Origin of the sequence: Pseudomonas indica NBRC 103045 (assembly GCF_002091635.1) — a bacterium.
In the GTDB taxonomy this organism is placed as follows: domain Bacteria; phylum Pseudomonadota; class Gammaproteobacteria; order Pseudomonadales; family Pseudomonadaceae; genus Pseudomonas_M; species Pseudomonas_M indica.
In genome coordinates, this window is the sequence record NZ_BDAC01000034.1 from 34805 (window position 1) to 48679 (window position 13875).

General features: G+C 65.5%; 15 protein-coding genes. 6 read left to right on the forward strand and 9 right to left on the reverse strand.

The window, feature by feature from the left end:
* Position 1: 1 nt before the first annotated feature.
* Both PIN01S_RS25030 and rnd read right to left on the reverse strand, forming a co-directional pair.
* Positions 2-295, reverse strand: coding sequence for a YcgL domain-containing protein (locus PIN01S_RS25030; RefSeq protein ID WP_084339631.1), 294 nt, complete (start codon positions 293-295; stop codon positions 2-4).
* Positions 292-1419 (reverse strand): ribonuclease D, encoded by a 1128-nt coding sequence (rnd, locus tag PIN01S_RS25035; RefSeq protein ID WP_084339632.1) that lies wholly within the window; start codon positions 1417-1419, stop codon positions 292-294. The genes PIN01S_RS25030 and rnd overlap by 4 nt, the downstream gene beginning before the upstream one ends.
* A 123-nt stretch (positions 1420-1542) precedes the next feature.
* Between rnd and PIN01S_RS25040 the strand changes: the two genes are divergently transcribed.
* The 5 genes from PIN01S_RS25040 (at position 1543) to PIN01S_RS25060 (ending at position 6442) form a co-directional block, all read left to right on the forward strand.
* Entirely contained in the window at positions 1543-2604 is a 1062-nt protein-coding gene (locus PIN01S_RS25040; protein WP_084339633.1) for an SMP-30/gluconolactonase/LRE family protein, read from the forward strand.
* 70 nt (positions 2605-2674) lie between these two features.
* Positions 2675-3529 (forward strand): sulfurtransferase, encoded by an 855-nt coding sequence (locus tag PIN01S_RS25045; protein ID WP_084339634.1) that lies wholly within the window; start codon positions 2675-2677, stop codon positions 3527-3529.
* A 252-nt stretch (positions 3530-3781) separates the two neighbouring features.
* Positions 3782-4261 carry a hypothetical protein gene (locus PIN01S_RS25050; protein WP_084339635.1) on the forward strand — a complete coding sequence of 160 codons (480 nt, stop codon included), beginning with the start codon at positions 3782-3784 and terminating at the stop codon, positions 4259-4261.
* 159 nt (positions 4262-4420) lie between these two features.
* The gene (locus PIN01S_RS25055) at positions 4421-5710 is read left to right on the forward strand and encodes an outer membrane protein transport protein (RefSeq protein WP_084339636.1); all 1290 of its coding nucleotides are present in this window, start codon (positions 4421-4423) and stop codon (positions 5708-5710) included.
* Between the two features lie 114 nt (positions 5711-5824).
* Complete coding sequence (locus PIN01S_RS25060) at positions 5825-6442, forward strand: response regulator transcription factor (RefSeq protein WP_084339637.1); 618 nt, start codon at positions 5825-5827, stop codon at positions 6440-6442.
* Here PIN01S_RS25060 and PIN01S_RS25065 read toward each other — a convergent pair.
* The 7 genes from PIN01S_RS25065 to PIN01S_RS25090 form a co-directional block, all read right to left on the reverse strand.
* Entirely contained in the window at positions 6411-8213 is a 1803-nt protein-coding gene (locus tag PIN01S_RS25065; RefSeq protein ID WP_084339638.1) for a hybrid sensor histidine kinase/response regulator, read from the reverse strand. The genes PIN01S_RS25060 and PIN01S_RS25065 overlap by 32 nt on opposite strands.
* A gap of 18 nt (positions 8214-8231) precedes the next feature.
* Positions 8232-9275, reverse strand: a complete 1044-nt coding sequence (locus PIN01S_RS25070; protein WP_084339639.1) for a lipase secretion chaperone — start codon at positions 9273-9275, stop codon at positions 8232-8234.
* Between the two features lie 43 nt (positions 9276-9318).
* The gene (locus tag PIN01S_RS25075; RefSeq protein ID WP_084339640.1) at positions 9319-10248 is read right to left on the reverse strand and encodes an esterase/lipase family protein; all 930 of its coding nucleotides are present in this window, start codon (positions 10246-10248) and stop codon (positions 9319-9321) included.
* Between the two features lie 171 nt (positions 10249-10419).
* Positions 10420-11451, reverse strand: coding sequence for a DUF2167 domain-containing protein (locus tag PIN01S_RS25080; RefSeq protein WP_084339641.1), 1032 nt, complete (start codon positions 11449-11451; stop codon positions 10420-10422).
* 104 nt (positions 11452-11555) lie between these two features.
* Positions 11556-11681, reverse strand: a complete 126-nt coding sequence (locus PIN01S_RS27390) for a hypothetical protein (RefSeq protein WP_277225383.1) — start codon at positions 11679-11681, stop codon at positions 11556-11558.
* A complete protein-coding gene (locus PIN01S_RS25085; RefSeq protein WP_084339642.1) occupies positions 11678-12886 on the reverse strand; it encodes an MFS transporter in 1209 nt (402 codons plus the stop codon). Before PIN01S_RS25085 ends, PIN01S_RS27390 begins: the two co-directional genes overlap by 4 nt.
* A 79-nt stretch (positions 12887-12965) precedes the next feature.
* A complete protein-coding gene (locus tag PIN01S_RS25090; RefSeq protein ID WP_084339643.1) occupies positions 12966-13379 on the reverse strand; it encodes a MarR family winged helix-turn-helix transcriptional regulator in 414 nt (137 codons plus the stop codon).
* Between the two features lie 147 nt (positions 13380-13526).
* Between PIN01S_RS25090 and PIN01S_RS25095 the strand changes: the two genes are divergently transcribed.
* Positions 13527-13862: a four-helix bundle copper-binding protein gene (locus PIN01S_RS25095; protein WP_084339644.1), complete on the forward strand. Its 336-nt coding sequence runs from the start codon at positions 13527-13529 to the stop codon at positions 13860-13862.
* Positions 13863-13875: the final 13 nt, after the last annotated feature.

Below are 13875 nucleotides of genomic sequence, written 5' to 3' on the forward strand. Positions count from 1 at the left end.
CTCAGACCGGATCGTTCATGCGCAGCAGTTCTTCCGGCAGGTGCTCGATGTATTCCTCTTCCGCCGGCGGCATCTGCAGGTGATAGCCCTGGTTCTCGATATTCGCCAGGACCTTGTCGATATCCTCCCGCGCCAGCGTGCGCTCCGGCGTCAGCAGCAGGTCGAAGGCGTGCTGCGGCGGACCGAACGCCGCCAGCAGCCCTTCGGGCACGCGGCTCAGCGCTTCGCGTTTGTCGACATAGAGGTACATCTCGTTCTTGCGCGGGCTCTTGTAGATCGAGCAGATACGTTTCATGGCTGGTCTCCGGTCAGGGTGTCGAGCAGCTGTTGTCCCATCAGCTCGCGACGCCAGCCGCGCAGCGATTCGGGCAGATGGTAGGGACCGTTGGGGTAGCCGCTCTTCAGCAGGGCCTCGAGTACTTTCTTGCGCAGCATCAGTTCCGGCGCTATCTGCAGGCGTTCCGCCTCGCGCTGGCCGACGGCACGCAGCCGCTTCATCAGCGCCGAAGCCTCCAGTGGCAGGGGTTCCGGCAGCGCCTCGGGCCAGGCCTCAGGCGGCTGTGCCGCGGCGCTCTTGATCAGTTTCAGCAGGGTTTCGCCATCTTGGCGCACGGTGCGCGGATGCATGTCTTCGATACGCGCCAGGGCCACCAGATCGCTCGGCTGGAAGCGGGCCAACGGCCACAGGGTGTGCTCCCTCAGGATGCGGTTGCGCGGCAGGTTGCGCCGGCGCGCCTCGCGCTCACGCCAGGCGTAGAGATCGCGCAGTACGCCGAGCTGGGCCCGGGAGAGTTTCCAGGCCAGCTTGCCTTCGCGGTACAGCTCGTCCGGGTCGACTTCCCGGCGCAGCCCGGCCACCAGTTCGGCACCGTCCTCCAGCAGCCAGGCGCGTTTCTCGTCGGACAGGCGGGGATTCAACGCTTCGTAGAGTTCGGCCAGGTGCTTGGCGTCCTCGGCGGCGTAGCGCTCCTGCATTTCCGTCAGCGGGCGCTGCAGCCAGTCGGAACGGGTCTCGTCCTTGGGCAGGTCGATCTGCAACACGGCCTGGACCAGCCGCGAATAGCCCATGGAAAAACCCAGGTTGAGGTAGGCGGCCGCCAACTGGGTGTCGAACAGCGGCGCCGGCAGGCTACCGGTCAGGCGCAGCAACACTTCCAGGTCTTCGCTGCAGGCATGAAGCACCTTCACCACCGCCGTGTCTTCCAGCAGGGCGGCGAACGGGCTCCAGTCGCGGATCAGTAGCGGATCGATGAGATAAGCACTGTCTCCATCGCCGATCTGCACCAGGCCGGCCATGGGATAGAAGGTATCGACCCGCATGAATTCCGTATCGAGGGCCACAAAAGACAGGCGCCGCCACTCGGCGCACCGCTGCGCCAGACTGGCGTCGTCACGGATCCAATGAATATCGATAGCCACACGGCACTCCTTAACAATAGTGGCCAGTATATCGACCCGGATCGTTGGCGGGTATTCGTGGCTTGCCGAGAGGCCCGCCGGCCTCCTATGCTGCGGCGTTTTTTCTCACGCTAAGGGAATGCCATGAAGAAGTTCCTGGGCCTCGTCGTCGTGTTGATCGCCGCCGCCGCGCTCTATCTTGCCGCCACCCCCAGCCCCATCGACCCATTGGCCTGGGAGGCACCCACGGCGCCGACCATGACCGGCGTCCTGGAGCCCAACGACACCCTGATGAAGGCCGAACTGCTCGGCCAGGGTCAGATCCATGGCCCCGAAGACACCGCCGTGGACACCCAAGGCCGGGTCTACGCCGGTCTGCACGATGGCCGGGTGGTGCGCATCGGCACCGACGGCGCGGTGGAGACCTTCGTCGAAACCGGCGGCCGCCCGCTGGGCATGGATTTCGACGCCGCCGGCAACCTGATCCTCGCCGACGCCTACAAGGGCCTGCTCAGCATCGACCCGCAAGGACAGATCAAGGTGCTCGCCACCGAAGCCGGCGGCGTTCCCTTCCGCTTCACCGACGATCTCGACATCGCCAGCGACGGGCGCATCTACTTCACCGACGCTTCCTCGAAATTCGAGCAACCCGACTACCTGCTGGACCTGCTCGAAGCCCGCCCCCACGGCCGCCTGCTGCGCCATGACCCGGCCACCGGCGTCACCGAGGTCCTGCTCGATGACCTGTACTTCGCCAATGGCGTCGCGCTCTCGGCTAACGAAGACTTCGTGCTGGTCAACGAAACCTACCGCTACCGCATCACCCGCTACTGGCTGAAGGGCGAGAAAGCCGGCCAGCACGATGTGTTCATCGACAACCTGCCGGGCCTGCCGGACAACCTCCAGGGCGATCGCGCCGGTACTTTCTGGGTGGCGCTGCCCAGCCCGCGCAAGAGCGACGCGGACTTCCTCCACCGCAACCCCTGGCTGAAAGCGCAACTGGCCAAGCTGCCGCGCGCGCTCTGGCCGAAAGCCGTCGCCTACGGACTGGTTATCGCCCTCGACGAGAACGGCAAGATCGTCCGCAGCCTGCACGACACCAGCGGCAGTCACCTGCGCCTGATCACCTCGGCCAAGCCGGTGGGCGACTACCTCTACCTCGGCAGCCTGGAAAACGACCGTATCGGCAAGCTGAAGATCCATTGATTCGCCGACGCCGGCCCGCTGCCGGCGTCGCTATGCTGTCCACTGCCCGACCGACGACAGGAGAGTCCGCATGCCCCTCGCACAACTGCTCAGCCCGCAGCAACTGGCCGACCGCCTCGACCAACCCGGCCTGGTGATCCTGGATTGCCGCTTCGCCCTGGAAGACCCGTCCTACGGCCAGCGCAGCTATGCCGAAGGGCATCTTCCCGGCGCCTATTTCGTCGATCTGGAGCGGGACCTGTCCGGCCCGGTGGAAAAAGGCGTGACCGGACGCCATCCGCTGCCCAACCCCGCGCAGCTACTGCAACGCCTGCGCGATTGCGGTCTGGATAGCGACAGCCAGGTGGCGCTCTACGACGACGGCCCCGGCGCCTTTGCCGCACGGGCTTGGTGGCTGCTGGCCTGGCTCGGCAAGCGCGACGGCGTCTTCCTGCTCGATGGCGGACTCAAAGCCTGGCGCGAGGCCGGTCTTCCCCTCACCACCGAGACGCCTGCCGTACGCCAGGGGCATTTCGAAGGACAGCCCGACCCGACCCTGGTGGTGGATGCCACGACCCTTCGGCAGAGCCTGGACGACCCGCAACTGGCCCTGCTGGACGCCCGTGCCCTGCCCCGTTTCCGCGGCGAGGTGGAGCCGATCGACCCGGTGGCCGGCCATATTCCCGGCGCGCGCTGCGCAGCGTTCACCGACAACCTGGGCAGCGATGGCCGCTTCCTTCCGACCGATCAGTTGCGCCAGCGCTTCGCGGCATTGCTCGAGGGCCGCTCCCCGGAACGGCTGGTGGCCTACTGCGGCTCCGGCGTCACCGCCTGCCACAACCTGTTCGCCCTCTGTCTCGCCGGCTATCCCCTCGCACCGCTCTATGCCGGGTCCTGGAGCGAATGGATCACCGATCCTGCGCGCCCGGTGGCGACCGGCGACTGAGCCATTCGCGCATCGGATGCGAGCCCTTTAGCGTTCCGGTTGCCCGACACCCTGCCTGCCACGGCTTACTACCGAACGACATATGGCTCATAACCAATGTGTGGAAATGATTTAAAAACAGCCCTTTACAGCCAACTTATCGCACTACACTTCAAATCGAGCGGCTAAGTTCGCTCCCGGCGGGGCCCTCACAGAACGAGAAGCTGCCAAGCGCCCAGGCCCCCGCCGGCCATCGATGTCGCGAGGGCTGTCATGGGTATTGCCGCAAGCGAACTGTGCAAGCACGTCATCCGCCCTACCCTGCTCTACCTGGGGCGCCCATCCGTCTCCGCCGAAGCCCTGCTGCTGGGAGTGGCCGCCAGCCAATCCGCGCTCGGCGCGGCCCTCGACGATCGTCAGGGCCATGGCCTCTACCGCATCGACGAGGCCAGCCACCAGCGGCTCTGGGACCTGTACCTGGCCAAGGACCCGGACCTCGCCAGCCTGGTGCGCGGCCTGGCCAGCCAGCATGCCTTCCTCGCGGCCCCTCATCTGGAACTCACCGTGAACCTGCGCTACGCCACCGCCATCGCTTGGCTGCTGGTGGAGGCGGAAATCAGCAACCTCCCCGCCGCTGACGACCTGCCCGGCCTGGCGAGCGTCTGGCGGCAAGTGTTTAAACCTCAAGGCAAATCCGGCGATTTCATCGCGGCATGGACCCGCTGGATAGGTGCGCTCAGCCAAGTCGCCTGACCGCCTTAAAAAGCCATCCAAACGATCAGGAAATGGCATCTCGCCAGAGTGTCAGATTGTCCTACAAACCGCTCTATTCCGCGGCTTCCAGCTTGGCAAGGTTGGTCAAATCGGGTAGCGTGCCGTCCCCCGCCCCACGTGCACGGAGTTACCCCAACAATGAGAAAAGTCTGTCTCAAGACCTCCATCGCCCTGGCCCTTACTGCCCTTTCCACCCAGACCCTGGCCAACGGCATCGCGATCAACGAGCAAAGCGTCAGCGGCATGGGTACCGCGTTTGCCGGGCGCTCCTCTTCCGCGCAGGACGCCAGCACCCTCTATGGCAACCCGGCGGGCCTGTCCAAGCTCAAGCGCAGCGAGGTCAGCGGCGGCCTGGCGGCGATCAAGGCCAAGGTCGAGATCGACGATGCGTCCAGCAGCGCCAGCGGCACCAACGACGGCGACATGGTGCCCTTCGCCAGCGTCCCGTTCGGCTATTTCGCCACCCCGCTGAATGACGACTGGCACTTCGGTATCGGCGTGTACGCGCCTTTCGCCCTCATCAGCGATTACGAAAAGAGCTTCCAGGGGCGCTACAAGGGCCTCTACAGCAAGGTGCAGGTGGTCACGCTGCAACCGACCCTGAGCTACCAGATCAACGACCGCGTATCGGTCGGTTTCGGCCCGACGATCAACAGGATCGACGGCAAGCTCACCAACATGCTCGCCACCAATGCCCTGAACGGCGGCAACGGTGACACCAAGCTGAACATCAAGGGCGACGACACCGCGCTCGGCTACAACATCGGTGTGCTGGTCGACATCAACGACCGCACCACCTGGGGCCTGACCTATCACTCCAAGGTCGACTACACCCTCGAGGGCCGCACCAAGGTCAGCAACTCTCCCGCGCTGCTCGGCCTCGACGGCAGCTACGACGCCAAGCTGGACTTCACCACGCCGGAGTCGGTCGATACTTCCATCACCTACAAGCTGGACGACCGCTGGACTCTCTACGGCGGCGCCACCTGGACCCGCTGGAGCCGCCTGGACAAGATCGTGGTGGAGAACGAGGGCATTCCAGCCCTGGTTTCCGGCCAGTTCAGCACCCTGACCGAAGAAATGCACTGGGAAGACACTTGGTCCTATGCCATCGGCGCGGCCTACCAGCTCAATCGCCAGTGGGTACTGCGCACCGGTTTCGCCCTGGACGCCTCCCCCACCAGCAATGCCGACCGTACCGTGCGCATCCCGGTGGGCAACCGCAAGGTGTTCTCCCTGGGTGCGGGCTGGTCGCCGAACGAAGACCTGACCATCGACGTCGCCTACTCCTACCTGCGTGAAAGCAAGGCGTCGGTCAACCAGGAAAGCTCCGGCCAGATCGGCCCGTTCACCCTGCAGCCGGGTTACAACGCGGAGTACCGCAACAGCGCCCATGGTATCGGTACACAAGTGACCTACCGCTTCTAAGAGCCTGTTTACGGTCTGCCACCCGTCGGCGAGACCGTTAGCAGGTTCTGGTGTGCACGAATGCGCTAGACTCGCGCGGCGATAATCACAACAAAAACGCCGCGTGAGACGCCCATGACCGCGCTATGCACCGCTCTTCCCGAGCGACTTTCATTGCTTCTGGTGGACGACCACCGGATATTCCTCGACGGCCTGGCCCTGGCGCTCGGCCCACTCTGTCCCGACCTACGCATCCAGACCGCACAGACCGCCGCCGAAGCCGAGCAGTGCCTGCAGCACGGCAGCTTCGACCTGATCCTTCTCGACTTGCGCCTGCCCGACATGCCCGGCCTGGAGCTGCTGCAACGCTGGCAGCGCCAGGGCCTGCCGACGCCGGTGGCGATTCTCAGTGGCAGCGATTCCAGCCAGGATGCCCAAGCCGCACTGGCAGCCGGCGCGCTGGGATTCATCCCGAAAAGCGCCGACAGCGAGGACCTGCGCCAGGCGGTGACCCGCGTCCTCCTCGGCGAAGTCCTGCCGATGCCGCAAACGACGGAGCGCCCGCATCTGACGCCCCGGCAACGGGAAATCCTCCTGCTGCTCGCCGAGGGCCTGCCGAACAAGGCCATCAGCCGTCGCCTGGGGCTCTCCGAAGACACCGTCAAGACGCACCTGAAAGCCTTGTTCCAGGAACTCGACGTGCATACCCGAACCGCCTGCGTCAGTGCGGCGCGGCAGCGCGGCTGGCTGTGACCGCCTCCGGCAGCGACAACGCCAGCGCCCGGCGCAGGCGGGCCGGCAACAAGGGCTTGGCCAGTAGGGTGACATGCGCCGGCATACAGCGCTCCTGCAACTCGGGGCTGACGTCCGCGCTGATCAGCAGTGCCGGCAGCATCTGCCCGGCCGCTTCGCGCAAACGCTCAATGGCCTTGAGGCCATCCTCTTCCCCGGCCAGCCGGTAATCGCTGATCAGCACCTGTGGCCGAAAAGCGGCCTGACGGCCCAAGGCTTGCGGCAGGTCGGCGCAGACCTCCACTTCGCATCCCCAACGCTGCAACAGCCCTTGCAACGCCTCGCGACCCGCTGGGTCGTCTTCCAGCAACAGAATCCGCCCGGCCAACACCTTGGCCGGCGCGGCGCTTTGCGAAACCTCGGCGCCCGGCGCCACCGCGGGCAGACGCAGACTGAACCGGGCACCCTCACCCGGACGGGAATCCAGACGCAACGGATGCTCAAGCAACGCCGCCAGTTGCCGGACGATGGCCAGGCCGAGCCCCAGTCCGCGCTCGGCGTTGCGTCCCGGATTGTCCAACTGACGGAACTCTTCGAAGATCAGCTCCTGTTCCTCCACCGACAGGCCACGCCCGTCGTCGCCCACCTCCAGCAGCACCTCGTCGCCTTGCGCCTCGGCCCGCAGCCAGACGTGTCGGGCCCCGGCATGGCGTAGCGCATTGTTGAGCAGGTTGCGCAGCAGGCGCTCCAGCAGCAACGCATCGCTGCGCACCCAAAGCTCCCCGCACTCCAGGCGCAACTGACAATCGCTCTGCTCGATCTCGGCCTGCGCCTCGTCCACCAATCGCGCCAGCAATGGGCGCAGCGGCAGGTTCTCCGGACGCGCCTGCACGCCACCGGGTAGGGTCAGGCGGGTGAAGTCGAGCAAGGATTGCAGCAGGCGGCTGAGCTGCTCCACCGAGATCACCAGACGCTCGCCGACCTGCCGGGTCAGCGGCTCGCGGGTCTGCTCGAGCAAGTGCTGGGCATACAGCCCCATGGCATTGAGCGGCTGGCGCAGGTCGTGGCTGGCGGCAGCGAGCAGACGCAGCTTGCGCGCATCGTCCGCCTCGGCGCGCAGGCGGGCCAAGTCCAGTAGCCGCAGGTTGAGCCAGGCGCTGCGCTGGCCATGCTCCTGCAAGTAGGCACCGACACTGCCGATCAGGTTGGCGCAGACCAGGAACAGCCCCGGATAGGCCAGGCTCGCCCGGGTTTCGGAAAACCACAGGCCGGGCAACAGGAACAGGCCGCAGAATCCCCAAGCCGAGAGGGATGCCGCACGGAACGACAAACCAAGCAGCACGTAGCCGAACAGCAGGATCAGAAACAACCCTTCGTACGGCATCGGCACGCCCTGAGCCCAACAGAAGTGGACGATCAGCGCAACGCATCCGCCGTTCAGCGCGTACACCGTGGCATAGACAGCGTGCGTCGCCTTGGGAGGAGCGTGCGGGCGCCGGCAGTAGAAGAACCCGACCGCAAGCCCGCCCAGCGCCAGCAGGCGTAGCGGCAGCACCGAGCCGGCAACCGCTGGCGGCATCAGGGCGAAATCGAGAAAGGTGTAGATCAGTTGGAACAGCACCGCGGTCGTCGCAATCAGCGGCAGGCGACGACGCAGGCGGCGTACCCGGTGCTCGACGAACAGGCGTTCCAGCGTCGGCACGAAACGCAGCCGGGCATGCCCCCGGCGCTGCTGGGCCAGCAGGAGCCGCTCCAACTGCTCCGGCGTCGGCGCCTCGTCAGCGCCCGTCATGACCGAGGGCCATCCGCATCAACGGCCGGAATCGGCAAGCTCCTGTTTGGCGGCAATCGCGTCATAGGTCTCCACCCGGTGCAGGTCATCGGCGCTGAACAGCCGCTGGCGCAGGAGCCGGCTTTCCCGCTCCCGGTCCGCCTCGCTCAGTCCGTTGCCACGCAGGCCGGCGAGTTCGCTCCGGTACGCCGCATAGCGCTGCTGCCAGAGCCGCTCGGCCTGCTGCTCGGCGAGCAGCCGCTCGACCGTGGGCGGATCATAGGTCATGGCGAGGAAATCGCGCACCTGTTCCTCGCCCGCTCCCTCCTGCCACAGCCGCTCGCTTTCCGCCTGCACGGCCAGCGCCTCGCTCTGCCGCACTTCGCTGGCACGCATGGCCTCCGGCAGTTGTGTGCGCAACGCCTCGATGGCCCGGGCCTTGTCTTCGCCGGAGAGGTCATCGCGTGCCTGCAGCGCGAGGCTGTCCAGGGTGTAGCGCGCGTAGGCTTCCTCGGCGCCGAAGAAAGCCTCCACCGCTGCCGCATCCATGTGCTCCCGGCGCAACCGGGCAAGACGCTGGAAAGCGTCCTCCAGCGCCTGCGGCTGGCTCTGCGACGGGTCCAGCGGCTGCTGCATGAGCGCCAGGCTGGCGCGCTTGTAGTCCATGTAATCGGCCAGCAGCCGGGAAAACTGCCCGAGCGCCGGCTCACGCAGGCGCCGGCCGGCATCGTCCACCATCGCCGCCACGGCGGCCTCCAGCCCGATCCGCTCGGCAGCGCTGAGGAAATAGTCGAGGTAATCACGTACCCGCAGACTCAGCACCAGATTGCCGGCGGCGTCCATCGTCAGTTCGCCATCGACCTCGGTGTCCGCCGTCGCCGGTATCGTCGGTCGTTGCACGGACGGCGCGTCCTGCGCCCGGGATGGCAACGGTACGACGCCAAGCGGCGCCGGCGCGGGGCTGGCGACCATCCGACTCGGCGTCGCGACTTCCGGCGTCGCAGGCCATTGCCAGTACAGCACCGCACCGGCACAAACCAGGGCCAGGGCGGCGCTGGCCAGAAACCAGACTCGTGGAAACATGGGAATCGCTCCACTGGAGGGCCACACGGACCCTCCGTCATTCTCAGACGCCCTTGTTCTTCAGGCGATTGGCATGCTGGCGATACAGCGAGACCGGATCGGTCCAGCCGCGCAGGCCGAACAGATGGTTGATCGCATCCACGTGGTTCATGTTGTAGGTGTCACCCAACACCGACCCCAGGTAGGTGGAACAGACGCCCACCAGGCCATCGTTCTTCTCGCTGCCGAAGGCCAGCCCGGTGATCGCCAGGAACGGGTCCACGGCATCCAGCACGTTGGTGTAGGAGGTATTGCCGGTCCAGGAGAAGTAGCGGATGTCATAACCACGCACGTTGTGCACTTCGGTGGACTTCGCACAGTAGCTGGAGGTATTCACGCCCCACGGATGACGGCTGTTCAGCGCGGCAGTACCCGCAGTCGTCAGCGTTCCCAGCGCAGCGATGGCATTCTGCGGATTGCTGCTGCCGGAGAGCAGATTGATCATCGCTCCCAACGCATTCGCCAGGGCAGCAGCCCCGCCCTCGATGGCACCGTTCGCAGGAATGGCACCACGTATCACATCCGCCACTTTCGAACCCTTGTTCACCCCGTTGACGGAAGTCACCGACGCTACCAGGTCCGGCCGCAGCGAAGCCGCCACCCGCGAGGTCGGCGAGCCCTGGCTGTGACCGATCAGATTGACCTTGCCGCCATTGGCCGTCGCCCAGGGCACGATCTGCTGCGCAAGTGCCGCGCCACGCTGCTCGCTATCGTTGAACGCGGCCACGCTGGCGACATATACCTTGGCGCCGTCGCGCTCCAGGTTCCAGGGAATGGTGTGGAAGTAATTGACCAGGCCACCGATGGTGTCGAAACCGGTGATGCCGTGCACCAACACGATGGGGTATTTGGTCTGGGTATAACCGCTGGCTTGCGCTTCGACGGCGCCCGCCAGGGCCAGGGCGGCCAAAGCAGTGGAAATGACTCGACGCATGGAGTGCCTCCTTTGTTTTTGTTGTGGCACGCCAGGGGAACGGCATCCGGGCGTGGAGGCAGTCTAGGGAAGCATACTTCCCCGACCTATCGCCCAGATGGGTGAACGAATACAAACGAAAAGGCCGGACATAAAGTCCGGCCTTTCCTTTCAGCGACAGCCTCGGCAGTTTCAAGCCTTCGGCTCATCCTTGTTCAAGTCCATCACACTCTGTGCGGGTGTGACGGGCTGAACCGGCTCGGGCTCTTTCGGTGTCACGACCGGTGCTGGCTCGCTCTTCTTGCCGCGCAGACGGGACATGACCCAGCCGCCGATGGCGACGGGGATGATCCAGAACTTCTTCAGCAGGATCAGGAGCATGGCCAGCAGGCCGGTCTTGGCGGCGACCTTGCCGGCGATCAGCGCGCCCAGGCCGTAGGCGGCGACTTCGTCGAGGTCGGGGTTGAAGTCGGCGTAGCGGCTGCCCTGGTTGAACTCGGTCATGGCCAGGACTTCCGGCAGGTTGCGCTCGATGTCCGGCAGTTGGTTCATGTTGGCGATGAAGTTCAGCACCAACACGCCTTTGCGGCCGAGCACGCGGATGTTGTAGTTGAGGGTGTTTTCCTCGGCCTCGCCGAACTTGAGTTCCTTGGCCCAGTGCAGTTTCTTGCCGGCGGCATCGTAGTGCGGCTTGGCGGCCCAACCGACCAGCTCGACGCTTTCGTAGCCGTTCTCGCTGCGCCAGGTGTTGTCGGCTACGGTGTCTTCTTTCATGCCCTCGAGCATTTCGTCGTAGTCGATGTCGGCGGCGTCTTCGTCGGAGACGTAGCCACTTTCCTCGTATTCGACGGTGACGGCCCAGGATTCCTCGGCGAACGGGGAAATGCCGGCCGGCAGGATCATGCCCAGCGGCAGCGTATCGCTCGGCGGGTTGCCCCAGGCCTCGACCAGCACGCGCTCGGCATCCGGGCCATCGAGGAATACGAAGCGGTCAGAGACGTTGAGGGTCGCCAGGTTATCGCCGATGACGATCTTGCCCTGCTGGAACTTCAGGCTGGCGAGGAATTCTTCGGGGCTGGGGTATTCCGCCTCTTCGGCGGCTGCCTCATCGGCGTCGACGAGGATTTCCTCGTGGCTTTCCTGAGGCTCTTCGGCGGCGGTATCGGCAAACGCAGGGGAAACGCTGACGGCCAACAGACTGGCCAGGATCAATTCCTTGATCATCGGAACTTCCTAAGGGTAGGGATAAAGGCGGCTAGTCTAGCAAAAGGCCACCCGTCAGCGCGGAAACATTTTGCAAAATAGCTCACGCTTTTATCAGCGACGCCTCAGCAGCTCCCCAACCCCAACTGCAACAACGCCAGGCCGCTGTGGCGCCAGCCCCACCAGGCCAGCGCCAGCAGGGCCACACCCAGCAACAGCACGCTGGCCAACCACAGGTGGCCGGCTTTCATGCCGCGTTACCCGCCGCCTGCAGGCGCGCCACCGGCCGTTCGCGCACCGGCCAGTTGAGCGCCGCAGCCATCAGGCTGAGCAGGATGGATAGCTGCCAGACCAAGTCGTAGCTGCCGGTGTGGTCGTACAGGTAGCCGCCCAGCCATCCGCCGAGGAACGCGCCGATCTGGTGGAACAGGAAGACGATGCCGCCCAGCATGGACAGGTTGCGTACACCGAACAGCGTGGCGACGGTGCCGTTGGTCAGTGGGACCGTGGAGAGCCACAGCAGGCCCATGGCGATACCGAAGGCATAGGCGCTCCAGACGGTCAGCGGCGTCATGATGAATGCCGCGATCACCACCGCGCGTACCAGATAGAGGCCGGTCAGCAGGCGCGGCTTGGACATTCGTCCGCCGAGCCAGCCGGCGATGTACGTGCCGAAGATGTTGAACAGCCCCACCAGTGCCAGGACCGTGGTCCCCACCTGCGCCGGCAGGTGCTGGTCGACCAGATAGGCCGGCAGGTGGACGCCGATGAACACCACCTGGAAGCCGCAGACGAAGAAGCCCAGAGCCAGCAGCCAAAACCCGCTGTGACTGGAGGCCTCGCGCAGCGCCTCGCCGAGGCTCTGTTCATGGGCCTGCACCGGCAGCGGCCGGTCGCGCAGCATGGCCGCCAGGGGAACGATCAGCGCCACCAGCAGGCCGAGGGCGATCAGCGCAGAGGACCAGCCGAGCCAGCCGATCAGCCCCAGGGTCCCCGGTAGCATGATGAACTGGCCGAACGAGCCGGCCGCCGCGGCGATGCCCATGCCCATGCTGCGCTTCTCCGGCGGCAGCGCGCGGCCGACTGCGCCGAGGATGATCGAGAAGGTGGTCCCGGACAGACCGAAACCAATCAGCAGCCCGGCACTCAGCGACAGCGACCAGGGCGAATCGGCGAAGCCCATCAGCAGCAGACCCAGCCCGTAGAGCACCCCGCCGACCACCACGACACGCATCGCACCCAGGCGGTCGGCCAGGGCGCCGGTGAAAGGCTGGGTCAGGCCCCAGATCAGGTTCTGCAAGGCAATGGCGAAGGCGAACACTTCGCGCCCCCAGCCGAACTCCGCGCTCATCGGCGGCAGGAACAAGCCGAAGCCATGGCGGATTCCCAGCGACAGGGCAAGGATCAGGGACCCACCCAGCAGCACCCAGACACTCGCACGCCAGACAGCGTTCATCGCACTCTCCTTATTGCCGCTCCCGGTCTGCCGCAGACCAGGACGGGCTTATACGGCGCCGCGTGCTGCGGCGCTCCAGTCAATCCAGGGTTTCCAACTCTTCCAGCAGCGCCATCAGTGCCGCACGTTTTTCCGCACCGAGGCGCTCGGCCAGCTCCGCCTGCACGACCTCCCAGGCTTCGCGGGCCCGTTGCAGGCGCGCCCTGCCCTCGTCGGTCATCAGCACCACGCGATTGCGCTGGTCACTGCAGGCGCCGAGACGAATCAGCCCTTCGCTCTCCAGTACCCGCAGGTTGCGTCCGAGGGTGCTGCGGTCGAGGCCCATGGCTTCCGCCAGGTTGGTGATGCAGGGTTTGTCCAGCCGTTCCAGATGGCGCAGCAGCGAATATTGGGCAGCCTTGAGGCCGGCGCCTTCGAGGGCATCGTCATAGCGTTTGGTGACGTTGCGCGCGGCGCGGCGCAGCTTGGTACAGAGGCATTGGGTCGGCAACATGAATGCGTGTATATACCCGCATCTGTCGACGCGTCAACCACGACCAAAGTGGAACAAGGGTTGCCCTTCCCCATCCGTCCATTGCCGAGAACCCCGCCAGCGGACTCGGGTCAACCCTTTATGCCCGAAATCCACGAAGGAGTATTCATGAGCACTCAACGCTACGCATCCTGCATCCAAACCTGCAATGCCTGTGCGGTGGCCTGCGAGCACTGCGCCGCCGCCTGCCTCCAGGAGGCCATGGTCAAGGACTTGGTGACCTGCATACGACTGGATCGCGACTGTGCCGACATGTGCCGCCTCGCCTCGCGCCTGATGTGCCGCGAGAGCGCGCTGGTCGATGAAATCTGCCGCCTCTGCGCCATCGCCTGCCGCGCCTGCGGCCAGGAATGCGCCAAGCACTTGCACGAGCACTGCCAGCAATGCGCCCAGGCGTGCGAACGTTGTGCCGAAGAGTGCGAGTCGATGGCGAAGGCGGCTTGAGTCCCGCAAGGTA

What these genes read in the sequence shown, in the direction of transcription:
- PIN01S_RS25040 (WP_084339633.1), top strand. Translation starts at nt 1,543, where the DNA reads ATGAAGAAGTTCCTGGGCCTCGTCGTCGTGTTGATCGCCGCCGCCGCG.
- PIN01S_RS25060 (WP_084339637.1), top strand. Translation starts at nt 5,825, where the DNA reads ATGACCGCGCTATGCACCGCTCTTCCCGAGCGACTTTCATTGCTTCTG.
- PIN01S_RS25065 (WP_084339638.1), bottom strand. Translation starts at nt 8,213, where the DNA reads ATGACGGGCGCTGACGAGGCGCCGACGCCGGAGCAGTTGGAGCGGCTC.
- PIN01S_RS25070 (WP_084339639.1), bottom strand. Translation starts at nt 9,275, where the DNA reads ATGTTTCCACGAGTCTGGTTTCTGGCCAGCGCCGCCCTGGCCCTGGTT.
- PIN01S_RS27390 (WP_277225383.1), bottom strand. Translation starts at nt 11,681, where the DNA reads ATGAAAGCCGGCCACCTGTGGTTGGCCAGCGTGCTGTTGCTGGGTGTG.
- PIN01S_RS25090 (WP_084339643.1), bottom strand. Translation starts at nt 13,379, where the DNA reads ATGTTGCCGACCCAATGCCTCTGTACCAAGCTGCGCCGCGCCGCGCGC.
- PIN01S_RS25080 (WP_084339641.1), bottom strand. Translation starts at nt 11,451, where the DNA reads ATGATCAAGGAATTGATCCTGGCCAGTCTGTTGGCCGTCAGCGTTTCC.
- PIN01S_RS25075 (WP_084339640.1), bottom strand. Translation starts at nt 10,248, where the DNA reads ATGCGTCGAGTCATTTCCACTGCTTTGGCCGCCCTGGCCCTGGCGGGC.
- PIN01S_RS25095 (WP_084339644.1), top strand. Translation starts at nt 13,527, where the DNA reads ATGAGCACTCAACGCTACGCATCCTGCATCCAAACCTGCAATGCCTGT.
- PIN01S_RS25050 (WP_084339635.1), top strand. Translation starts at nt 3,782, where the DNA reads ATGGGTATTGCCGCAAGCGAACTGTGCAAGCACGTCATCCGCCCTACC.
- PIN01S_RS25085 (WP_084339642.1), bottom strand. Translation starts at nt 12,886, where the DNA reads ATGAACGCTGTCTGGCGTGCGAGTGTCTGGGTGCTGCTGGGTGGGTCC.
- PIN01S_RS25055 (WP_084339636.1), top strand. Translation starts at nt 4,421, where the DNA reads ATGAGAAAAGTCTGTCTCAAGACCTCCATCGCCCTGGCCCTTACTGCC.
- PIN01S_RS25045 (WP_084339634.1), top strand. Translation starts at nt 2,675, where the DNA reads ATGCCCCTCGCACAACTGCTCAGCCCGCAGCAACTGGCCGACCGCCTC.
- PIN01S_RS25030 (WP_084339631.1), bottom strand. Translation starts at nt 295, where the DNA reads ATGAAACGTATCTGCTCGATCTACAAGAGCCCGCGCAAGAACGAGATG.